The organism is Micromonospora peucetia (assembly GCF_900091625.1).
GTDB lineage: Bacteria > Actinomycetota > Actinomycetes > Mycobacteriales > Micromonosporaceae > Micromonospora > Micromonospora peucetia.
The window spans coordinates 1,506,867-1,524,827 of sequence record NZ_FMIC01000002.1 but is presented as its reverse complement, the minus strand read 5'-3'; the positions used below and the strand labels follow the sequence as shown (position 1 = coordinate 1,524,827).

Below are 17,961 nucleotides of genomic sequence, written 5' to 3'. Positions count from 1 at the left end.
GCGACGGGGAGGAACCGATGACGGACGACGGGACGAGCCCACGGGTGGACAGGACGGAGCTGCCGGAGGAGATACGGGCGGACCTGCCCGTTCCCGTGCCGGTCCACCCGCTGGCGCCCATGGTGACCTACAACGGCATCACGATGGACAACGTCAACCGCGCGAAGACCCCCTCCGGTCTGGTGCCGGGGGCGGGCGAGAAGGGCGACGACACGGAGTGGGACGCGTCCAGCCTGGACAGCGCCATCGATTGGCTGGAGGCGCACGCCTCCTTCCTGCACAACCAGTCGTACGAGATGGTTGAGATCCAGGACAAGATGGGCGGCGTCGCGGCGGGGGGCGTGGGCGGCCCGGGCGGCGGGTCGTCGAACCCGTTGGGTGCCTTCGACCGGGCGGGTGACCTGGCGCGGAAGCACAGTGGTCTTTTCACCACCTCTCAGCAGAAGGTCCGCGCTCTCTCCGAGAGCCTCTACCAGGCCGCCAACGCCTTGAAAGAGGTCAAGGAGAACTACGAGACCGCGGAGAAGGCGAACGAGATGTCTGCCGCCGAGATGACGCGTGCCTTCACGCAGGCCCCCACCGGGCCCACCGGCTGAACGGGAGGTTGACAGGATGCCAAGCTGGGAAGAGATGTGCCAGGAACTCGTCGTCGCAGGCAGGCCGGGCGACGTCGCCAGCGCCGCGTTGGGCTGGGAGCAGTTGCTGAAGAACCTGAACGCCGTCAAGGAGAGCCTGGAGAAGAACGTCACCGATCTCGGTGACGTGTGGAAGGGCCCGGCGTACGAGTCCTTCAAGACCCACGTCAAGGGGCTCGCCATGACGACGGGCCAGATCGTCGATGATGCTGAGAAGCACAATGGCATCGTCCAGTCGCTGAAGACCGCCGCCGACAAGCTGAGTGCCGCGCAGGCCGACTTTCCCATCCCCGCCAGTTGCCTCAACGACGTGCTGGAGGCGCGCAACGGCCGACTCGTGATCGGCGCGGGGTTCTTCGAGATGAAGGTCAAGCCCGACTTCCTGGGTCTGCTCGACCCGCTCACCTCGCTCGCCGACTGGATCAATGACAAGTCCGATGAGGCGGCCAAGGTCTACAACCAGGTCAGGGGCGAGTACCTGACTGTCGATTCTGGCACGCCCGGTGATGGCAGGCCGCCGATCGACGACAGAGGCCCGGACGTGGAGACGCCGAACCTCGACAAGCCGGGCCCGGTGAAACCGATCGGCGCCAACCCGGACATCGGGAACCCGAACATCAAGACCCCCGACACCAAGATGCCGGACATCGGCAGTAATCCTCCGGACGTGACGAAGCCGGACTTCAACCCGCCCTACACGAAGACTCCGGACATCGGCTCCGGCACGCATCCCGACCTCTCCGGCGATTACAGGCCGCCGGGCACCGGCAGCCTCGCCGACGACTACGGCAGCGGTCTGGCCGGTGCCGGTGCCCCGACCGTTCCCGCCCTCGGCGGTGGCGGTGGCGGCCTGCCCAGCACCTCGGGGCTCGGCTCCGGTGGCGGGCTGGGCTCCGGTGGCGGCGGGCTGGGCGGGGGCATGATCCCCGGTGGCGGTTCGCTCGGCCGGCCGGTGAGCCCCAACATGGGGCCGATGATGGGCGGCGGCGCGGCTGGTGCCAATCGCGGTGGCGGCCGGGGCGCCGGCGGCAAGCTCGGTGCCGGTGGCAAGCTCGGCGCGGGTGGAATGTCGCCGATGATGGGCGGCGCGGCCGGTGGGGCCGGTCGTGGCGGCGGCGGTCGCGCGGGTGCCGCCGGTGCGGGCGCCAAGGGCGCCGGTGCGGGCGCACGGGGCGTCGGTGGCATGGGCGGCATGGGTGGCGCCGGCTACGGCGAGGAGGAGACCGCTCGCAACACCTGGCTGGAGGAGGACGACGACGTCTGGGGTGCCGACGGCGGCGGTACGCCCGGCATCCTGCGCTGACAGCGTTGGCTGAGCGTCGTCCACCGCACAGGTGGGCGGCGCTCAGCGCTGTCCGGCGCCGTGCGGCACCCGCCATCCCCGAGGTGCCGGACGGACCTTCGGCGTGCCCCCGACCCGTCACCGGTGCCCGGTTCGGGCATCCGGCAGCAGAGGTACGGGCCGGGACCGGCCGGTGTGGGTGGAATGCGAGGCATGAGGCACGGGCGCGCGGGGCGGCGTTCTCCACCGGGCGGATGCTGCCGTCGCTGGTGCAGTGGCACCGGGGCGGGCGTCAGCCGGCGGTGGCGTCCGCTTCCGAGGTGCGGCGGCCCGGGCGCCAGCCCCGACGCCGTCCACGAACCATGATCGGTTTCACGGACAGCAGCAGCCCGGCGACGAGCGCGGCGACGGCGGCGACCCAGAGCGCGACGGTGCCCTGCCAGGCCAGTGGGTCGGCGGTGGAGGGCGGTGTGGGCATCGCGCCGGCCGGCGGGTCGGTACGGCTGCCGAGCAGGCTCGCCACCGCCCGGTACGGATTCACCACCCCGTAGCCGACCTCGGCGTTCTTCCCCTCGGGCGGGCTGTCGGCCGTCCGGGTCAACCGGTCGGCGACCTGCTCCGGGCCGAGGTCGGGGTGGGCGGCCCGGACCAGCGCGGCCACCCCGGAGACGTACGCGGCGGCGAAGCTGGTGCCGCCCTGTGGCTCGACGAGATAGCCCTCGCCCCCGGGGGCCGGGCCGAGGATGTTCACCCCGGGCGCCGCGAGGTCGACGTAGTTCCCGCTCACCGAGCTGCCCACGTGGCCGCCCTCCTCGTCCACCCCGGCGACCGCGATCACCCCCGGGTAGGCGGCCGGGAACGCGGGCCGGTCCTGCTGGTTCTCCTGCCGGTTGCCGGCGGCGGCCACCACGACCACCCCCTCGTCGAGGGCGTGGCGGACGGCGTCGGCGAGCTCCTGCCGGTCCTGGGTCACCAGTGACAGGTTGATCACGTCGGCGCCGTTCTGCACCGACCACCGGATCGCGGCGGCGATCTGCCCGGGCAGACCTTCGTCGGTGGTGGTCTTGGTGTCGGGCAGTACGCGTACGGGAAGGATCCTGGCCTGTGGCGCGATGCCGCTGAACGACGCGCCGCGGCCCTCCTTCCCGGCGATGATGCCGGCGATGATGGTGCCGTGCCCGGCCAGGTCGCAGCGGCCCTCCTGCTGCGGCAGGCCGTTGAAGTCCCGGCCCACCCTGACCTGGCCCTTCAGGGCGGGATGGCTGGCGGAGACGCCGGAGTCGATGACCGCCACCGTGACGCCGGCGCCCCGGGAGATCCGCCAGGCCGACGAGGGCTCGAGTCTCCGTAGCGGCCACGGGGTTTCGGCGGGGGCGGCGACGCCGCCTGGACCGCAGTCGGGGACCGCCGCCGAAGCGGGCGACGGAGCGACGACGGTGGTGCCGAGCAGAACCGCAGCCGCTCCACAGAGGACCGCGCGGGCACCACGCCCGGGTCGGCGGGCCGGCTCGGGCCCGCCCGGTCGGAAACTCTCGCGCACGCGGTGAGATTACCGCCGCGGGCCGAGGGCGCGCGCCACGGCCTCCGGGCCGGGCGTCGTGGCGGGGTGGGAGCCCTGCCAGGTGGCCGGTGACGTGGGTGGGGGCGACCGGCGACGACCCGGGCGGAGGCGTTGCGGCAGCGGACGGGTGGATCCGTCGTCAGGAGCGCTCGACGGCCTCGGCCGGCTCCTGCTCGTCGGCGAAGAGGGCGAGCAGGTGGCCGACCTGCCGGTCCGCTTCGGCCGGGTGCCGGAACCGTCCGGCGGGGTTGAGGGTGTACTCGTTGCGCCGGCCCACCCGGGTGCGGTTCAGGTAGCCGCCGGCCTCCAGGTCGGCGACGATCGCCTGGGCGGCCCGCTCGGTGACGCCCACCTCGTCGGCGACGTCGCGCAGCCGGGCGGTGGGGTTGCGGGCGATGGCGAGCAGCACGTGCCCGTGGTTGGTGAGGAAGGTCCAGTTGCGGGTGCTCCCGTTCTCCCCTGTCGTCGCCATGTCCGTCATCGTATGGCCACTGCTTCGGGTTTCGCTTCGCGCCCTCGTGGCCGGCGGGTGCGCGAGGGGCCGATCACCAGCGCACGAGGGTCGCCGAACATATGAAATGGATATCACGCATCCCTTGACGTATCTTGCGCTGCGTGTGACGGTGGTGGCAGCCCGCGTCCAGCGTCGGCCCGGGTGACCAGGCCGTTCACGTAAGGCAGCGAGGTGGGGGATGAGCCGTCCCGGATCGCCAGGCACTCAACCGGGCCCGGAGCGGACGCTCCCGGTGCCGACCACGGGCGGTGCCCCCGTCGACGTCGGCACCACGCCCGCCGCCCCCACGAATCCCGGACAGGCGCTCGCCGAGCTGCACGCCGGCAACCTCCGGTTCGTGACCGGCGCTCCGCGCCACCCCAACCAGGACGCCGGGCACCGGGCCGCGGTCGCCGACGGGCAGCACCCCTTCGCGGTGATCGTCGGCTGTTCCGACTCCCGACTCGCCGCCGAGATCATCTTCGATCGGGGCCTCGGTGACCTCTTCGTGGTCCGTACCGCCGGGCACACCATCGGCCCTGAGGTGCTGGGCAGCGTGGAGTACGCCGTGACGGTCCTGGGCACGCCGCTGGTGGTGGTGCTCGGGCACGACTCCTGCGGGGCTGTCCAGGCGGCGCGTACGGCGGATGCCACCGGCACCCCGCCGCCCGGGCACCTGTGCGCCGTGGTGGACGCCGTGGTGCCCAGCCTGCGCCGGGCCGCCGCCGAGGGGGTGGACGACATCGACCGGATCGTCGACATCCACATCGCGTACACCGTCGAGGCGATGTTGGGCAGGTCCGCCGCGCTCGCGGCGGAGGTGGCGGCCGGTCGCTGCGGGGTGGTCGGCATGTCGTACCGGCTGACCGCCGGCGGGGTGCGGACGGTGGCCGCGGTGCCCGCCGGCGCGGTCGACACACCGGAGCCCTCGGCCAGCGCCGCGCTCGCCTGACCCGACGAGAAAGGGCCGTCCCCGCGTCGTCGGCGGGGCGGCCCTTTTCGTAGCGCTCGGCTAGAGCAGTGAAACGTGGACGTGGTCGGTGTGGTTCGACGGGCCGCTGTAGGAGCTCCAGCCGGTCGCCGGGAACCAGATCTGCCGGTTCCAGATCACGTAGTAGATGCCGAGCAGGTCGGCGTTACGGACCAGGAACGCGGTCAGGTCGTTGCCATACCTGAATGTGCTGTCGTTGTGCCAGGGGGCGAAGCCACTGTTCTGCAACGACCAGTCGCAGGCCCGGCCCTTCGGATGCTCGTACGGTCCGCCGGAGCGGTGACAGCCGACGAACCTGTTGAAGCCCGCCCGCTTGACCTCCTTGTACATGTGCAGGGTGCGGGCGGTGATGCAGCCGGCGGTGGTGGGGTCGTTCTCGGTGCAGGACAGCGGCTTCCAGTCGCCGTCGGCGGTACGACCGGGCGCCAATCGGGCCACCGGTGATTCGGCCACCACCTTTCCCTTGGTCAGCCCGTTGCCGCCGACCAGCGCCAGCGCCTTCTTCGCCTCTCTCGTTTCACGGCCCAACTCGTTCGTCAGCTTCTGCTGCTCGCGGACCTCGGCGTCGAGCGCCAGCTTGGCCTGCTCGGCGCGGTCCTTGACCGCGTTCACCTCGGCGAGCTTCTTGGAGTTGACGAGGTTGAGCTCGTCGAGGGCGGCGGCGCGCTGGACGAACGAGTCCGGGCTGGCGGTGTCCAGCAGCATCGACACCGCGCCGATCCGCCCGGTCCGGTAGGACTGGGCGGCGATCTGGCTCACCTGCGGGGCCAGGAGCGCCAGCGCGGCCTGCGCCCGGTCGACCTCCCGGGCGAGCTCACGCTGGCGGTCCTGCGACTTCTTCAGCTTGGCCTGGGCCTGCACGAAGGACCGGTTCCGGGCCTCGATCAGGTCGCCGAGCAGTTTGGGCTCGTCGTCCCCGTGCCCGGAGGGCTTGGGCGGGGTGGGCGCGGCCACCGCCGGGAGGGGCCCGGCGAAGACCGCCAGGGCGGCGAACACGGCCACCACGGGCGTCAACCAGCGGCGTAGGGGTGCCGTCACAGTTTTCCCTTCCGTCGACCGCCGACCGGGTTAGCTGACGGGTTCGGGGCGGAAGTGGCCCCTACCGCTGTCGCGGATTCACCCCACGTGCCTGGGTCCCCGGCTCGCCTGGCGGCGATTGGGCGGTGGCACCGCAGGCGCCGCTGCGCGCCTTCGGCGGTGACCGGCAGCGAGGTTACCCGAGATGCCTCCTGGGGATCTACGCCCCTAAGCCGACTAAATGCGTTATTTCGTAATGGCAGACGGTGACCAGTGATGCGTTTATCAAGCCGGACGTCCAGAGCGGTCACGCTGAGGAGTGTCACCATGCGGTATCCGTGCTCCTGTCCCGGTCGGGCCAGCCGGCGGCGGACGGCGTGCTCCCGGCACGCGGCCCGCCGAGCGCCTCCAGCGCCTCGGACCGGTCGGCCGCCGGCCGGGGCGTCGGTGCGGGCGTAGGCGCGGGCGCGGGCGCGGGCCCGTCGCGGCCGGTGGCGGCACCGCCCCGCCGGCCCGCCGTGGTCACCACGGCCGCCAGCCCGGTGGTCAGCGGCACGGCGGCGATCAGGCCCAGGGTGGCGACCGCGCTGCGGACGATCTCCTGGGCCAGGAACTCGCTGGTGAGGAGCTGGGTCACCGCCCGCGAGTCGGCGGTCAGCAGGAGCAGCACCGGCAGCGAGGCGCCGGCGTACGCCAGCACGATGGTGTTCACCGTCGAGGCGATGTGCGCCCGGCCGACCCGGGTCGCCGCCCGGTAGAGCTGCCTCCGGGACAGCCCGGGATTGGCGTGCGCCAACTCGGTGACAGTGGCGGCCTGGGTGACCGTGACGTCGTCGAGCACACCGAGGGAGCCGATGATGATCCCGGCCAGCAGCAGGCCGTGCAGGTCGACGTCGGCCTGGAGCATCGACAGCGTGGTGGCGTCCTCGGTGCCGAACCCGGTCAGGTGGGTCGCGGCGGTGGCGATCGTGGCGAGGATGCCGGTCAACACCAGGCTGCCCAACGTGCCGAGCACGGCGACCGAGGTCTGCGCGGTCACCCCGTGGGTCAGGTAGAGCACCACGAACATGATCAGGGCGGCGCCGACGACCGCGACCAGCAGCGGCGGGCTTCCGGCGCCGATGCCGGGCAGTACGAAGGTCAGCAGGATGGCGAAGCTCGCCGCCAGGCCGGCCAGCGCGGCCAGCCCACGCCACCGCCCGAAGGCGACGATCGCGGCCGCGAAGAGCACCACCAGCCAGACCAGCGGCTTGCCGCGCTGGTGCTCGGCGATGTTGTACGCGCTGGCCGTGGGGTCGGCGGGGTCGGTGAGCTCGACCAGGATGATCTCGTCGTCCACGGCGACGGTCGGCGCACCGGGGCCGGCCGGCACCGGCGTCTGCACCTGTTGGCCGGCGTCGGGACCGTCGTCCACCCGCACCGTGACCGTGCCGCAGGGACCCTGCGGCGTGCCCGGGCTCCCCTCCGGGGTCTCCGGGGCCGGCGGACACGGCTCCGTCACCACCCGGGTCACCGTGCCGTGGTAACGGGGTGGCTCGGTGCCGGCCGCGGGATCCGACGTGTCCCACGGCCACAGCACCAGGGCCGCGATCAGCGTGGCGACGAAGAGGGGCACCACCGTCGCGACGAGGATCCGCCGTACCCCCGGCGGGGCGGACGGAGCGGGACGGGTGTGGTCGGCGCCCATCGAGTGTCTCCCAACGAATCCAGGGCGGGGTACGTGCCGGCCGGTGCGGAATCCGGAGGGCCACCGGGCGAATGGTAGTCACCCCGACGTCCGGGCGCAGGTCGTGCGGGGGGTGTCGGGACGTGGACCACCGTCCGCCGCCGTCGGTGCCGCCTGTTCAGGTGCCGTACCGCGCGGTGGCCGCCATACGGGCGGGCCGGCACGCTAGCGTGTCGGGTGTGCGGACGACGGTGACAGCGGCGCGGGGGGCCCGGCTCCTGCTGCTCTTCTGCACGCTGCTCGGTCTGGCCGCGATGCACACCATCGGCCACGACTCACACCCGACGGGGCATTCCGCCGAACCGTCGGCGCACGCCGTCGCCGGGCCCGGCCCGCACCCGGACGGGGCGGACGCGGCCATGCCACCCAGGCACGACACCGTCCTCGAGTACGCCGCCGTGGCGACTTTCCAGGCCGTCGCGGGCTGCGCTGGTGACTGTGTGCCCGACCGGCTCCTGCCGTTCGGCGGCGCGGGTGGAGAGCTGCCCGGGTGGGGCGTGTGCCTGGCCGTGCTGGGTGCGTTCGTGGTCACGCTGCTGGCCGCCGCGCTGTTGTCGGCCGTCGCACGCGCCGTCGGTCCGCCGGGGCGTGGCACGGCCGGCACCTTCCCGTCGCCCCGGGCCCCGCCGCACCGGCCGGTCGGTCTGCGGCTCGCCACGGTCTCGGTGCTGCGCAGGTAGGACGCGTCCGGCGCGGTCCGGCCCCACGCCGCTCCGCGTCCTCGTCGTGCTGCGTACGTTCCGACACCGAAAGGCCTCAGACGTGACCACTCGTACCCTTGCGCGCCGTGCCGCCCTGGCCGGCGCCACTCTGACCGCCGCCCTCGCCCTGACCGCCTGCGGCGGCGACGGCCACTCGTCCCCGGAAATGGGACACGGCACGCCCGGCACCGGCGGGCCGTCCGCCACGGCCACCGGCGCGGCCGCGTTCGGCGACGCCGACGCGATGTTCGCCCAGATGATGATCCCGCACCACCAGCAGGCGGTGGAGATGGCGGACCTGGCCGCGACGCGGGCGGCGGACCCGGAGGTGAAGCGGCTCGCCGCGGAGATCAAGGCGGCCCAGGCACCTGAGATCGCCACCATGAGCGGCTGGCTGACGGCCTGGGGGCGGCCGGTGCCGTCGCCGGGAGCCGAGATGCCGCACATGGACCACGGCATGCCCGGCATGATGTCCGACGCCGACATGACGAAGCTGGCGGCGGCCTCCGGCCGGGAGTTCGACCGGCAGTTCCTGACCATGATGATCGCCCACCACGAGGGCGCGGTCACGATGGCCCGGGACGAGATCGCCAAGGGCGTGAACGCGGAGGCCAAGGCCCTGGCCGGGCAGATCGTCAGCAGCCAGCAGGCCGAGATCGACACGATGAGGAAGATCCTCGGCCGGTTCTGACCCGGTCGCCCCGGCGCTCCCATCGAGGGAGCGCCGGGGCGCCCCGGCCGAGCCTCGACGGGCGCGGCCCGACGGGGTCCCTCAGGGAGTCACCCGGGGATCGCGGATTCAGCCGCGCTTCATCAGTCGGCCCACGGCGGCCATCATCTCGGTGGCCATCTCGTCGGCGCGGCCCTCGGCCGCGCCCTCGTGCATGCAGTGCCGCGCGTGCCCGTCGAGCAGGCCGAGCGCGACCTTGTCCAGGGCGGCCTGGATCGCGGAGATCTGGGTGAGCACGTCGATGCAGTAGCGGTCGTCGTCGACCATCTTCTCGATGCCACGGACCTGCCCCTCGACGCGGCGCAGCCGCGCGAGCAGCTGGTCCTTGGTGGCGGTGTAGCCCCTGGTCGGGGCGGGCGTCGGTGTGGTCATGGGGTCGAGGATACCGTACCCCTCGGGGGTATGGTACTGTCCTTCCGTGGCCGGGATACCCCCACCGGGTACCGGTACACTGAACAGGCGCCGGTCTGCCTCCGCCTTACCCCCGGGGGGTATAGGCTGGGGGTGTCGAGAGGAGAGTTCGATGATCACCACGACGTACCAGGTGCAGGGCATGACCTGCGGGCACTGCGCCAACTCGGTCAGCACCGAGGTCGGCGCGATCCCAGGCGTCAGCGACGTCCAGGTCGACGTCGCCGCCGGTCGGGTCACCGTCACCAGCGAGAGCCCGTTGGAAACCGACACCGTGCGTGCCGCCGTCGACGAGGCCGGCTACGACCTCGTCGGCGTCTGACAGCGAGCACGGAGAATCGAGGAACACCATGAACACGGCGACGAAGCTGAGCGGTTTCGCCCTCGGCCTCGCAGTGGTGTTCGGCGCGACGTACGGGGTCGGCCGGGTGGCCGACCCCGTGGCGCCGCCCGTCGAAGCCCCGCACGACGCCACCGGCGGTCACGGGAACGACGGCGAGGCCGGACACGGAGGCGACAACGGCACGGCGGCGCACCTGCCCGGCGGCCTGCTCGTCTCCGACCGCGGATACACCCTCCACCCTCTCGGCGCCCCGGCCGGGCAGTTCGCCTTCCAGGTCACCGGTCCCGACGGCCGGGCGGTCACCGCGTACGACGTGGCGCACGACAAGCGCATGCACCTGATCGTGGCCCGCCGCGACCTCTCCGGCTTCCGGCACGTGCACCCGGAGATGCAGCCGGACGGCACCTGGCGGGTCGACTCGCCGCTCGCCGGGCCCGGCGTCTGGCGGGCGTTCGCCGACTTCACCCCGACCGGGGGCGAGGCGCTGACCCTCGGCGTCGACGTGACGGTCCCCGGCGCGCTGACCGGGCGACCCCTGCCCGCCCCGGCGACCAGCACCACGGTCGACGGCTACACCGTCACGCTCGCCGGCGCCCCGCAGCCCGGCCGCACCGCCGAGCTGACCCTGACCGTGAGCCGCGACGGCGCGCCGGTCACCGACCTGGAGCCCTACCTGGGCGCGTACGGCCACCTGGTGGCGCTGCGCCAGGGTGACCTGGCGTACCTGCACGTGCACCCGAACGGTGAGCCGGGCGACGGGCGGACCAGGCCCGGCCCCGAGGTGAGCTTCTCCGCCGAGGTGCCGTCGGCCGGCGCCTACCGGCTCTACCTGGACTTCAAGCACGGCGGCGTCGTGCGTACCGCCGAATTCACCGTCGTCGCCGGCAGCCTGACCGTGCCGGGCGCCCCGGCCGCGACGGGCGCCCCGGCGGCGAGCACGCCCGCCGCCACAAGTTCCCCGACCGTCGACGCCAGCCACGGCGTCCCCGGTCACGGGCATGACTGACGGGACCGTGATGACGACCAGCAGCAAGCCCCTGCCATACGCGCCGAACCAGATCGAGCTGGCAATCGGCGGGATGACCTGCGCCTCCTGCGCCGCCCGGATCGAGAAGAAGCTGAACCGGATGGACGGGGTGACCGCCACCGTCAACTACGCCACCGAGAAGGCCACCGTCCGGTTCGCCGACGAGGTCACCCCGGACGAACTGATCGCCACGGTCGAGAAGACCGGCTACACCGCGGCCCTGCCGCCCCCGCCCAGGTCCGCCGGTGACGAACCGGCCGCCGAGCCGGTGGACGAGCTGCGCGGCCTGCGTACCCGGCTGTGGGTCTCGGCCGTGCTCACCGTGCCGGTGATCGTGCTGGCGATGGTGCCCGCCTGGCAGTTCGACTTCTGGCAGTGGCTGTCGCTGACCCTGGCCGCCCCGGTCGTCGTCTACGGCGGCCTGCCCTTCCACCGGGCGGCCTGGATCAACCTGCGGCACGGCGCGGCGACCATGGACACCCTGGTATCGCTCGGCACCCTGGCCGCGCTCGGCTGGTCGGTCTGGGCGCTCTTCCTCGGCACCGCCGGGACACCGGGGATGACCCACCCGTTCACTCTGGCCATCGACCGCACCGACGGCGCCGGCAACATCTATCTGGAGGCGGCGGCTGGGGTGACCCTGTTCATCCTCGCCGGCCGCTACTTCGAGGCGCGGGCGAAGCGGACCGCAGGCGCGGCCCTGCGCGCCCTGCTCGAGCTGGGCGCCAAGGACGTCGCGGTGCTGCGTGACGGCACGGAGACCCGGATCCCGGTGGACCAGCTCGCCGTGGGGGACCGGTTCGTGGTCCGGCCCGGCGAGAAGATCGCCACGGACGGGGTGGTCGATGAGGGCACCTCGGCGGTCGACGCCAGCATGCTCACCGGTGAGTCCGTTCCGGTCGAGGTCGGTCCGGGTGACTCCGTGGTCGGCGCGACCGTCAACGCGGGCGGCCGGCTGGTGGTCACCGCCACCCGGATCGGCGGCGACACCCAACTGGCCCAGATGGCCCGGCTCGTCGAGCAGGCGCAGACCGGCAAGGCGGCGGTGCAGCGGCTGGCCGACCGGATCTCCGGCGTCTTCGTGCCGATCGTGATCGCCCTCGCGGTGGGCACGCTCGGCTGGTGGCTCGGCAGCGGGTCGGGCGCGACCGCCGCGTTCACCGCCGCCGTGGCGGTGCTGATCATCGCCTGCCCGTGCGCCCTCGGGCTGGCCACGCCGACGGCCCTGCTGGTCGGCACCGGCCGGGGCGCGCAGCTCGGCGTCCTGATCAAGGGGCCGGAGGTGCTGGAGTCCACGAAGCAGGTGGACACCGTGGTGCTGGACAAGACCGGCACCGTCACCACCGGTCAGATGACCCTGGTGGACGTGTTCCCGGCGGCCGGCGAGGACCGCGCCGAGCTGCTCCGGCTCGCCGGGGCGCTGGAGTCCGCGTCCGAGCACCCGATCGCCCGGGCGATCGCCGCCGGGGCGGCCGAGGCGGGCGTGCTGCCGCCGGTGACCGGCTTCGCCAACGCCGAGGGGCTCGGCGTGAGCGGGACGGTCGACGGCCGGGAGGTGCTGATCGGCCGGCTCCGGCTGCTGCGCGAGCATGGTCTCGACGTGCCGGAGGAGGTCGAGCGGGCGGCGACCACGGCGGAGGCCGAGGGACGGACGGCGGTGCTGGCCGGCTGGGACGGCCGCGCCCGTGGCGTCCTCGCGGTGGCCGACGTGGTCAAACCGACGAGTCGGGCGGCGGTCGCACAGCTCCGCGGGCTCGGCCTGACCCCGATCCTGCTGACCGGCGACAACACCACCGTCGCCCGCGCGGTCGCCGCCGAGGTGGGCATCGACGAGGTGATCGCCGAGGTGCTGCCCGCCGACAAGGTCGACGTCGTGCGGCGGCTCCAGGACGAGGGACGGACGGTGGCGATGGTCGGCGACGGGATCAACGACGCCGCCGCGCTGGCCCAGGCCGACCTCGGCCTGGCCATGGGCACCGGCACGGACGTGGCGATCGAGGCGTCCGACCTGACCCTGGTCCGGGGCGACCTGATGGCCGCCGTGGACGCGATCCGGCTCGCCCGGCGCACCCTCGGCATCATCAAGGGCAACCTGTTCTGGGCCTTCGCCTACAACGTGGCGGCCCTGCCGCTGGCCGCCACCGGCCTGCTGAGCCCGATGATCGCCGGTGCCGCGATGGCCTTCTCCTCGGTCTTCGTGGTCGCCAACAGCCTCCGGCTGCGCGGCTTCCGCTCGGTCGCCTGAGCCCGCCACACCGTGCCGCCCGCTCCCGCGTGGGGGCGGGCGGTGCCGGTGAATTGTTGACGCTCGGTGACCGGGGCGGTTGGGCGGCGGCCGGACGGGGTACATCGGGGGCGTACCGGCACTGCCAATCGGGAGGTTGACATGGGTTTCGACGACAAGATCAACAACACGACCGAGGATGCGGCCGGCAAGCTGAAGGAAGGCGCCGGCCGGGCCACCGACAACGAGCGGCTCGAGGCCGAGGGCCGCAACGAGCAGGCGAGCGCCAAGCTGAAGCAGGCCGGCGAGAAGATCAAGGACGCCTTCAAGAGCTGATTCGCGTACGCGAACACCGCCGGGCCGGCTGCAAGCCGGCCCGGCGGAAGGCGTACCGGTCGACGTGTCCCGCAGCCGCCGCCACTCGTTGGCAGGACGACGTGCTGCCGCCCCCGGCGTCGGCTGAACCCGTGCCGTCCACAGGGCCGGCCGAGACCCGGTCGCCACGACCGCGGCCAACACCGTCGAGGTCTGCCGCGAGGTCGACCAGGTCATCCGCGCCGGCAGCCGGAAGATCTCCACCGACCCGGCGGCCTCGCTCACCCGTGACCGCACCGTGAGCAGGTCGCCCCAGCTCCGGCGCAACCTGGCGGAACTGGCCGACGACGTACGCGCGCAGGCCCGCCGTGCCGCCGACCCGCAGATCCGCACCCTGATCGAGGAGACCGCCGACCGGATCGACGCCGGCTCCCGGGCCTCCCGCCCGGCCGCCTGGCTGGACTCCACCTTCACGGGCCTCCCGCCGACGCTGACCCGCGACTGCCGCGCCTGAACGCTGACGGCGTCGACGCTTCCCGGTCCGCCCCGGCGACCAGCAGCCAGGCCATCGCCCGCCAACTCCGGCGCTGGCGCGCGTCCTCGACGGCGGCCCGGCCGGGCGCGGGCGGTCTGAGGCGTCGGCGTGCCCGCGCGGGCGGCGGGGGATCACCCCGGGCCTCCCGCCCCGCCCCGCTCCGGGGAGGAACAGGGGCATCCCCCACCCGCCCCTGAGATCGACCGTCCACTGGTGACATCACCGACCTCGACCCGCTAACTTTCGTTTGCATGTGCAAGGGCTGGTCATGAGCGCTGATCCGCCGGTCACCGGCGACGAACTGGTGCGCGTACTGGCCACGCTGGCCAACCCGCACCGCATGCGGGTGGTCGCCGTGCTGGCGCGACGGCGCGCGTACGTCAGCCAACTCGCTCGCGAGCTGGGCATCAGCCGGGCGTTGGTGCAGGTGCACCTGCGCAAGCTCGCGGCGGCCGGCCTCGTGTCCGCGTACCTGGAGCTATCGGAGGACGGGAAGGCAATGAAGTACTACGAGGTGAATCCGTTCGTGTACACCCTCACTCCGGCCGCCATCGCCACGGCGGCCGACAGCCTCACCGCCGCCCCGGGCGCTGGGCCGGACGAGGACGAGAAGTGGCCGGCATGAGCGAGCACGACTGGACCGAGGTGGTCGGGGCGATCGGGATCTTCGCCCTGCTCCTCAGCGTGATCACGGTGACGATCGTGCAGGTTGCCAAGACCCGGCGGGCCCGGGTGGTCGGGGCACGCGAGGAGGAGTACCGACGGCTCGCCGAGAGCGCCGTCCAGGCCCAGGAGGCCAACGGGCGGGTGCTGGCCGCCCTCGACGGCCGGCTCGGCGCGATGGAGTCCCGGTTGGTCTCGGTGGAACGCGTCCTCAAGGAGGTCGACTGACGGACCCGAAAGGCCCCGGACCGCCGAGCGCCAACTCGACGGCCCGGGTGGAAGAAGCATCGCCTCGCCCACGGGCGAGTTCTCATCGCAACGCTCCTTCGATGGAGAGGACAGCATCTCGTGCTGCGCACACGCAAATCCGCCGCTCGTGGCGGCGACCCGTCCGATGTCGTGGACGACTCAGCTCGACAGGACGCGGAGGTCGGTCAGGCCGCTGGCCGCCGGGCTGGCCCAGCCCAGCTTCCACGCCCCGTCTGGTTCCGGACGCTGGCGGTCGGCGCGACCGCCGCGCTGCTGGCGGCGGCCCTGCCGACGCCCGCGCCGGCCTCGGCAGCCCGGCCCACGCCAGTTCCCGCGCCGGGCATCGCCTGGCAGCCCTGCGAAAAGGACCGCACCGCCGAGTGCGGCACCATGTCGCTCCCGGTCGACTGGGAGCGGCCGGACGGTGACCGGTTCACGCTCCACCTGGCCCGCCGCGCCGCCACCGACCCGGCCGCCCGGATCGGCTCGCTGGTCTTCGGCCCGGGCGGGCCGGGAGACTCCGGCGTCGACCGGATCATCAAGAACGACCGGTTCAGCGACGAGCTGCGCCGCCGGTTCGACATTGTCAGCTTCGACCCGCGTGGCATCGGACGAAGCAACCCGGTGCGCTGCTCGGCGGAACTGCTCGGCCGGCAGCCACAGGTCATCACCGACCAGGCCCGGTTCGACGCCGCGCTGAAGGACAACGCGCTGCTGCGGGCCGACTGCCGGGCGCGGACCGGGCCGCTGTACGACCACGTCGACACCCGCAGCGCCGTACGGGACGTGGACGCCGTCCGGGCGGCGCTCGGCGAGTCGCGCCTCACCTTCCACGGCAGCTCGTACGGCACCCTGCTCGGCGCCCAGTACGCCGAGGAGTTCCCGGGCCGGATCCGGGCGATGGTGCTGGAGAGCGTGGTGGACCACAGCCTCGGCACCCGCGCCTTCCTCGACACCCAGGCCGCCACCGCGCAGGACTCCTTCGACGAGTTCGTCGCCTGGTGCGTCCGTACGCCGAGCTGCGCCCTGCACGGCGAGGATGTCCGCGCCGTCTGGGCCGGCCTCCTGGCCCGGGCGGAGCAGGGCGAGTTGGTGGACCCGGACCGGCCCGGCGTGGCGCTGACCCCGTACGACCTCAGCCGGTTCGCGCAGCGCAGGCTGTACGGCCCGGACTGGCCCGGTCTGGTCCGGCGCATCGTCGCCCTGCGGGCGGAGCCGACCGCAGCCGCCGGGCCCGGTGCCGCCGACGACCAGGGCGGCGAGGAGACCGTGGCGCCGTACCCCTTCGCGGTCTTCTGCGCCGACTGGCACCTGCCCGTCCGCGACCACCGGGAGTATGCGGCCCACCTGCGCCGGATGGCCCGGATCGCGCCCGACGTGCGCTACCCGCAGGCGCTGCCGGCGATCGCGACCTGCCTCGGCACGCCGGCCCCCGTCGCCAACCCGCAGCACCGGCTCCGGGTCCGCACCGACGTGCCGCTGCTGCTCGCCAACAGCCGACACGACCCGGCGAGCGGCCACAACTGGGCGACGAACGTGTCGCGGCAGCTCGGCCGTTCCGGGGTGCTGCTGACCTACGAGGGATGGGGACACGGCAACTACACCCGCAGCCCGTGCATGGGCGAGGCGATCGACCGCTACCTGATCTCGGTCGACGTGCCCGTCGACGGCAGCAGCTGCCCCGCCGTCGCGGAGCCCGGGGCCTGACGTGGGGAGCCGGCCGGCGCGGAGGAACCCTCAGCGCCGGCCGCGCACCTGGCGCTTCGGGGCGGGGCCGGCGCTGAGCGAGGCGCGGTCCGCGGCGGAGGTGCCCGACGACCAGCCGTCGGCGTCGCGGACGGTGAGCCGGGACCGGGTGACGCCAGGGAAGAGCGTGTCGAGGCGTTCGCGTACCGCTGCGGAGCGGGTGGCGAGCACCGGCAGCAGCCGCTCCGGCCCGGCCTGCGCCGCCGCCTCCCGGTCCGCGGCGTCGGTGGCGGCCCGCAGCCGCTCGCCGACCCGCAGTGCGAAGGCGTTGAGGAACGACTCGTCGTAGTCCCGGGTCCGCCGGCCGGCGCCCTTGGTGCGCCGTTCGCCCCGGCCGCGCAGCATCGCGGCGGTGGCCTGCACCAGCAGCGAGGTGTAGAGCAGCTCGACTGCCTCCAGGTCGGCCGGCCAGCCCAGCACGGTGGTGAAGCCGAGATCGTCGGACCAGACGGCCTCGCAGCGGTTCGCCGCCGCCACCTCCTGCGCCAGCAGCGCCTTCGCACCCGCGTACGGGGACTCGGTGCCGAGGCGCACCCCGCCCGGCCGGTCGCCGGGCTCGGCGGCGCCGGCCAGCAGCGCCTGGTCGATGCTGTGCCGGGCGATCAACTCCTGGGCCTTGCCGGTCAGCGCCTCCGCCTCGGCCGGGTAGGTGGTCGACTCCGCCTTGGCCAGCAGCGCCCGCACCCGGCCGAGCATCCGGGAGCCGCTGCCCGACCCGGCACGCGCGACGTCGGCCACGGACGCGCCGGGCGGCGGGCGCAACACGGCGACCGGCGGGAGTCCCTCGACGAGGGCCAGCGCGTCGACCGCCGCCCGCAGCGTGGTGAACCGGTCACACCCGGCGCGGGTCGACCAGGCGGCCAGGTGGCCCTCGTCGGTGTCCCACCAGACCGCCGCGCCCAGGTCGCGCAGCTGGTCGTCCCACCACGGCGGCACCGGCCCGGTCAGGTCGCGGCGCTGTGCGGCGAACGCGTCGGTGACCAGCCCGGCCGCGCGGGGGTCGAGCCGGCGGGCGGCGAGCCGGCACAGGTCCACCGGCTGCCAGCCGCGCTGCGCGAGCCGGCCGACGCCCCGGGCCAGGCGGCGCAGAAGCGTGGCGTCCACCGTCGCTGCGCCGTCCGGGGCGCCCGTTCCGATCATCAGCCGGTCCAGCTGCCGTTCCGCGAGGCGTACGTCGGTGCCGCGCACCGCCGCGAGCGCGTCGCTGATCAGTTCCTCGGCGTCCGGCACGGCCGCGTCCTCCTGGGGTCTGCTTCTCCCGCGCCGGGAAACGATCGTCGCCCGCCCGCCGAAGGTACCTCCCGGCCGGGCA

At 73.6% G+C, this 17,961-nt stretch carries 19 protein-coding genes and 1 riboswitch; of the genes, 13 read left to right on the top strand and 6 right to left on the bottom strand.

The window, feature by feature from the left end; genetic code table 11:
- Positions 1 to 17 precede the first annotated feature (17 nt).
- The gene (locus GA0070608_RS07110; RefSeq protein WP_091623721.1) at positions 18 to 596 is read left to right on the top strand and encodes a hypothetical protein; all 579 of its coding nucleotides are present in this window, start codon (positions 18 to 20) and stop codon (positions 594 to 596) included.
- A gap of 16 nt (positions 597 to 612) precedes the next feature.
- A complete protein-coding gene (locus GA0070608_RS07105; protein ID WP_141719420.1) occupies positions 613 to 1,938 on the top strand; it encodes a WXG100 family type VII secretion target in 1,326 nt (441 codons plus the stop codon).
- Positions 1,939 to 2,209: 271 nt separating this feature from the next.
- Here GA0070608_RS07105 and mycP read toward each other — a convergent pair whose 3' ends face one another.
- Together mycP and GA0070608_RS07095 are read right to left on the bottom strand one after the other, a co-directional pair.
- On the bottom strand, positions 2,210 to 3,457 hold the full coding sequence (gene mycP, locus GA0070608_RS07100; RefSeq protein ID WP_245715726.1) for a type VII secretion-associated serine protease mycosin: 1,248 nt from the start codon (positions 3,455 to 3,457) through the stop codon (positions 2,210 to 2,212).
- A gap of 160 nt (positions 3,458 to 3,617) precedes the next feature.
- Positions 3,618 to 3,959 carry a helix-turn-helix transcriptional regulator gene (locus tag GA0070608_RS07095; RefSeq protein ID WP_091623714.1) on the bottom strand — a complete coding sequence of 114 codons (342 nt, stop codon included), beginning with the start codon at positions 3,957 to 3,959 and terminating at the stop codon, positions 3,618 to 3,620.
- Between the two features lie 211 nt (positions 3,960 to 4,170).
- Here GA0070608_RS07095 and GA0070608_RS07090 point away from each other — a divergent pair, with 211 nt between their 5' ends.
- On the top strand, positions 4,171 to 4,923 hold the full coding sequence (locus GA0070608_RS07090) for a carbonic anhydrase (protein WP_091623710.1): 753 nt from the start codon (positions 4,171 to 4,173) through the stop codon (positions 4,921 to 4,923).
- 60 nt (positions 4,924 to 4,983) lie between these two features.
- On the opposite strand, the gene GA0070608_RS07085 is transcribed toward GA0070608_RS07090, so the two are convergent.
- Together GA0070608_RS07085 and GA0070608_RS07080 are read right to left on the bottom strand one after the other, a co-directional pair.
- A complete protein-coding gene (locus GA0070608_RS07085; protein ID WP_091623706.1) occupies positions 4,984 to 6,000 on the bottom strand; it encodes a coiled-coil domain-containing protein in 1,017 nt (338 codons plus the stop codon).
- 3 nt (positions 6,001 to 6,003) lie between these two features.
- Positions 6,004 to 6,135: riboswitch (cyclic di-AMP (ydaO/yuaA leader) on the bottom strand.
- Positions 6,136 to 6,301: 166 nt separating this feature from the next.
- Positions 6,302 to 7,666, bottom strand: a complete 1,365-nt coding sequence (locus GA0070608_RS07080; protein ID WP_091623703.1) for a YibE/F family protein — start codon at positions 7,664 to 7,666, stop codon at positions 6,302 to 6,304.
- Positions 7,667 to 7,884: 218 nt separating this feature from the next.
- Here GA0070608_RS07080 and GA0070608_RS07075 point away from each other — a divergent pair, with 218 nt between their 5' ends.
- Positions 7,885 to 8,385 carry a hypothetical protein gene (locus GA0070608_RS07075; protein WP_141719419.1) on the top strand — a complete coding sequence of 167 codons (501 nt, stop codon included), beginning with the start codon at positions 7,885 to 7,887 and terminating at the stop codon, positions 8,383 to 8,385.
- A gap of 82 nt (positions 8,386 to 8,467) precedes the next feature.
- Positions 8,468 to 9,097, top strand: a complete 630-nt coding sequence (locus tag GA0070608_RS07070) for a DUF305 domain-containing protein (protein WP_245715725.1) — start codon at positions 8,468 to 8,470, stop codon at positions 9,095 to 9,097.
- Between the two features lie 108 nt (positions 9,098 to 9,205).
- On the opposite strand, the gene GA0070608_RS07065 is transcribed toward GA0070608_RS07070, so the two are convergent.
- Positions 9,206 to 9,508, bottom strand: coding sequence for a metal-sensitive transcriptional regulator (locus GA0070608_RS07065; RefSeq protein WP_091098681.1), 303 nt, complete (start codon positions 9,506 to 9,508; stop codon positions 9,206 to 9,208).
- 151 nt (positions 9,509 to 9,659) lie between these two features.
- Here GA0070608_RS07065 and GA0070608_RS07060 point away from each other — a divergent pair, with 151 nt between their 5' ends.
- The 8 genes from GA0070608_RS07060 to GA0070608_RS07025 all read left to right on the top strand — a co-directional run bounded on the left by GA0070608_RS07060 (position 9,660) and on the right by GA0070608_RS07025 (position 16,610).
- Positions 9,660 to 9,869: a heavy-metal-associated domain-containing protein gene (locus GA0070608_RS07060; protein ID WP_091623696.1), complete on the top strand. Its 210-nt coding sequence runs from the start codon at positions 9,660 to 9,662 to the stop codon at positions 9,867 to 9,869.
- A gap of 28 nt (positions 9,870 to 9,897) precedes the next feature.
- On the top strand, positions 9,898 to 10,896 hold the full coding sequence (locus GA0070608_RS07055; RefSeq protein WP_091623693.1) for a hypothetical protein: 999 nt from the start codon (positions 9,898 to 9,900) through the stop codon (positions 10,894 to 10,896).
- Positions 10,897 to 10,906: 10 nt separating this feature from the next.
- Positions 10,907 to 13,162 carry a heavy metal translocating P-type ATPase gene (locus tag GA0070608_RS07050; RefSeq protein ID WP_091634514.1) on the top strand — a complete coding sequence of 752 codons (2,256 nt, stop codon included), beginning with the start codon at positions 10,907 to 10,909 and terminating at the stop codon, positions 13,160 to 13,162.
- Between the two features lie 141 nt (positions 13,163 to 13,303).
- Complete coding sequence (locus GA0070608_RS07045; protein WP_089002267.1) at positions 13,304 to 13,477, top strand: CsbD family protein; 174 nt, start codon at positions 13,304 to 13,306, stop codon at positions 13,475 to 13,477.
- Positions 13,478 to 13,754: 277 nt separating this feature from the next.
- Positions 13,755 to 13,970, top strand: a complete 216-nt coding sequence (locus GA0070608_RS07040) for a hypothetical protein (protein ID WP_091623688.1) — start codon at positions 13,755 to 13,757, stop codon at positions 13,968 to 13,970.
- 289 nt (positions 13,971 to 14,259) lie between these two features.
- Positions 14,260 to 14,616 (top strand): ArsR/SmtB family transcription factor, encoded by a 357-nt coding sequence (locus GA0070608_RS07035; protein WP_091623685.1) that lies wholly within the window; start codon positions 14,260 to 14,262, stop codon positions 14,614 to 14,616.
- Positions 14,613 to 14,882 (top strand): hypothetical protein, encoded by a 270-nt coding sequence (locus GA0070608_RS07030; RefSeq protein ID WP_091634511.1) that lies wholly within the window; start codon positions 14,613 to 14,615, stop codon positions 14,880 to 14,882. The genes GA0070608_RS07035 and GA0070608_RS07030 overlap by 4 nt, the downstream gene beginning before the upstream one ends.
- Positions 14,883 to 15,149: 267 nt before the next feature.
- Positions 15,150 to 16,610, top strand: coding sequence for an alpha/beta hydrolase (locus GA0070608_RS07025; RefSeq protein ID WP_218107631.1), 1,461 nt, complete (start codon positions 15,150 to 15,152; stop codon positions 16,608 to 16,610).
- Positions 16,611 to 16,640: 30 nt separating this feature from the next.
- Here the strand turns inward: GA0070608_RS07025 and GA0070608_RS07020 are convergent, their stop codons facing one another.
- Positions 16,641 to 17,879 carry a DUF2786 domain-containing protein gene (locus GA0070608_RS07020; RefSeq protein ID WP_091623680.1) on the bottom strand — a complete coding sequence of 413 codons (1,239 nt, stop codon included), beginning with the start codon at positions 17,877 to 17,879 and terminating at the stop codon, positions 16,641 to 16,643.
- Between the last annotated feature and the right edge of the window lie 82 nt (positions 17,880 to 17,961).

Coding starts and splice junctions, on each gene's coding strand:
- GA0070608_RS07030 (WP_091634511.1), top strand. CDS start 14,613: ATGAGCGAGCACGACTGGACCGAGGTGGTCGGGGCGATCGGGATCTTC.
- GA0070608_RS07110 (WP_091623721.1), top strand. CDS start 18: ATGACGGACGACGGGACGAGCCCACGGGTGGACAGGACGGAGCTGCCG.
- GA0070608_RS07105 (WP_141719420.1), top strand. CDS start 613: ATGCCAAGCTGGGAAGAGATGTGCCAGGAACTCGTCGTCGCAGGCAGG.
- GA0070608_RS07035 (WP_091623685.1), top strand. CDS start 14,260: ATGAGCGCTGATCCGCCGGTCACCGGCGACGAACTGGTGCGCGTACTG.
- GA0070608_RS07065 (WP_091098681.1), bottom strand. CDS start 9,508: ATGACCACACCGACGCCCGCCCCGACCAGGGGCTACACCGCCACCAAG.
- GA0070608_RS07080 (WP_091623703.1), bottom strand. CDS start 7,666: ATGGGCGCCGACCACACCCGTCCCGCTCCGTCCGCCCCGCCGGGGGTA.
- GA0070608_RS07095 (WP_091623714.1), bottom strand. CDS start 3,959: ATGACGGACATGGCGACGACAGGGGAGAACGGGAGCACCCGCAACTGG.
- GA0070608_RS07050 (WP_091634514.1), top strand. CDS start 10,907: ATGACGACCAGCAGCAAGCCCCTGCCATACGCGCCGAACCAGATCGAG.
- GA0070608_RS07060 (WP_091623696.1), top strand. CDS start 9,660: ATGATCACCACGACGTACCAGGTGCAGGGCATGACCTGCGGGCACTGC.
- GA0070608_RS07090 (WP_091623710.1), top strand. CDS start 4,171: ATGAGCCGTCCCGGATCGCCAGGCACTCAACCGGGCCCGGAGCGGACG.
- GA0070608_RS07055 (WP_091623693.1), top strand. CDS start 9,898: ATGAACACGGCGACGAAGCTGAGCGGTTTCGCCCTCGGCCTCGCAGTG.
- GA0070608_RS07045 (WP_089002267.1), top strand. CDS start 13,304: ATGGGTTTCGACGACAAGATCAACAACACGACCGAGGATGCGGCCGGC.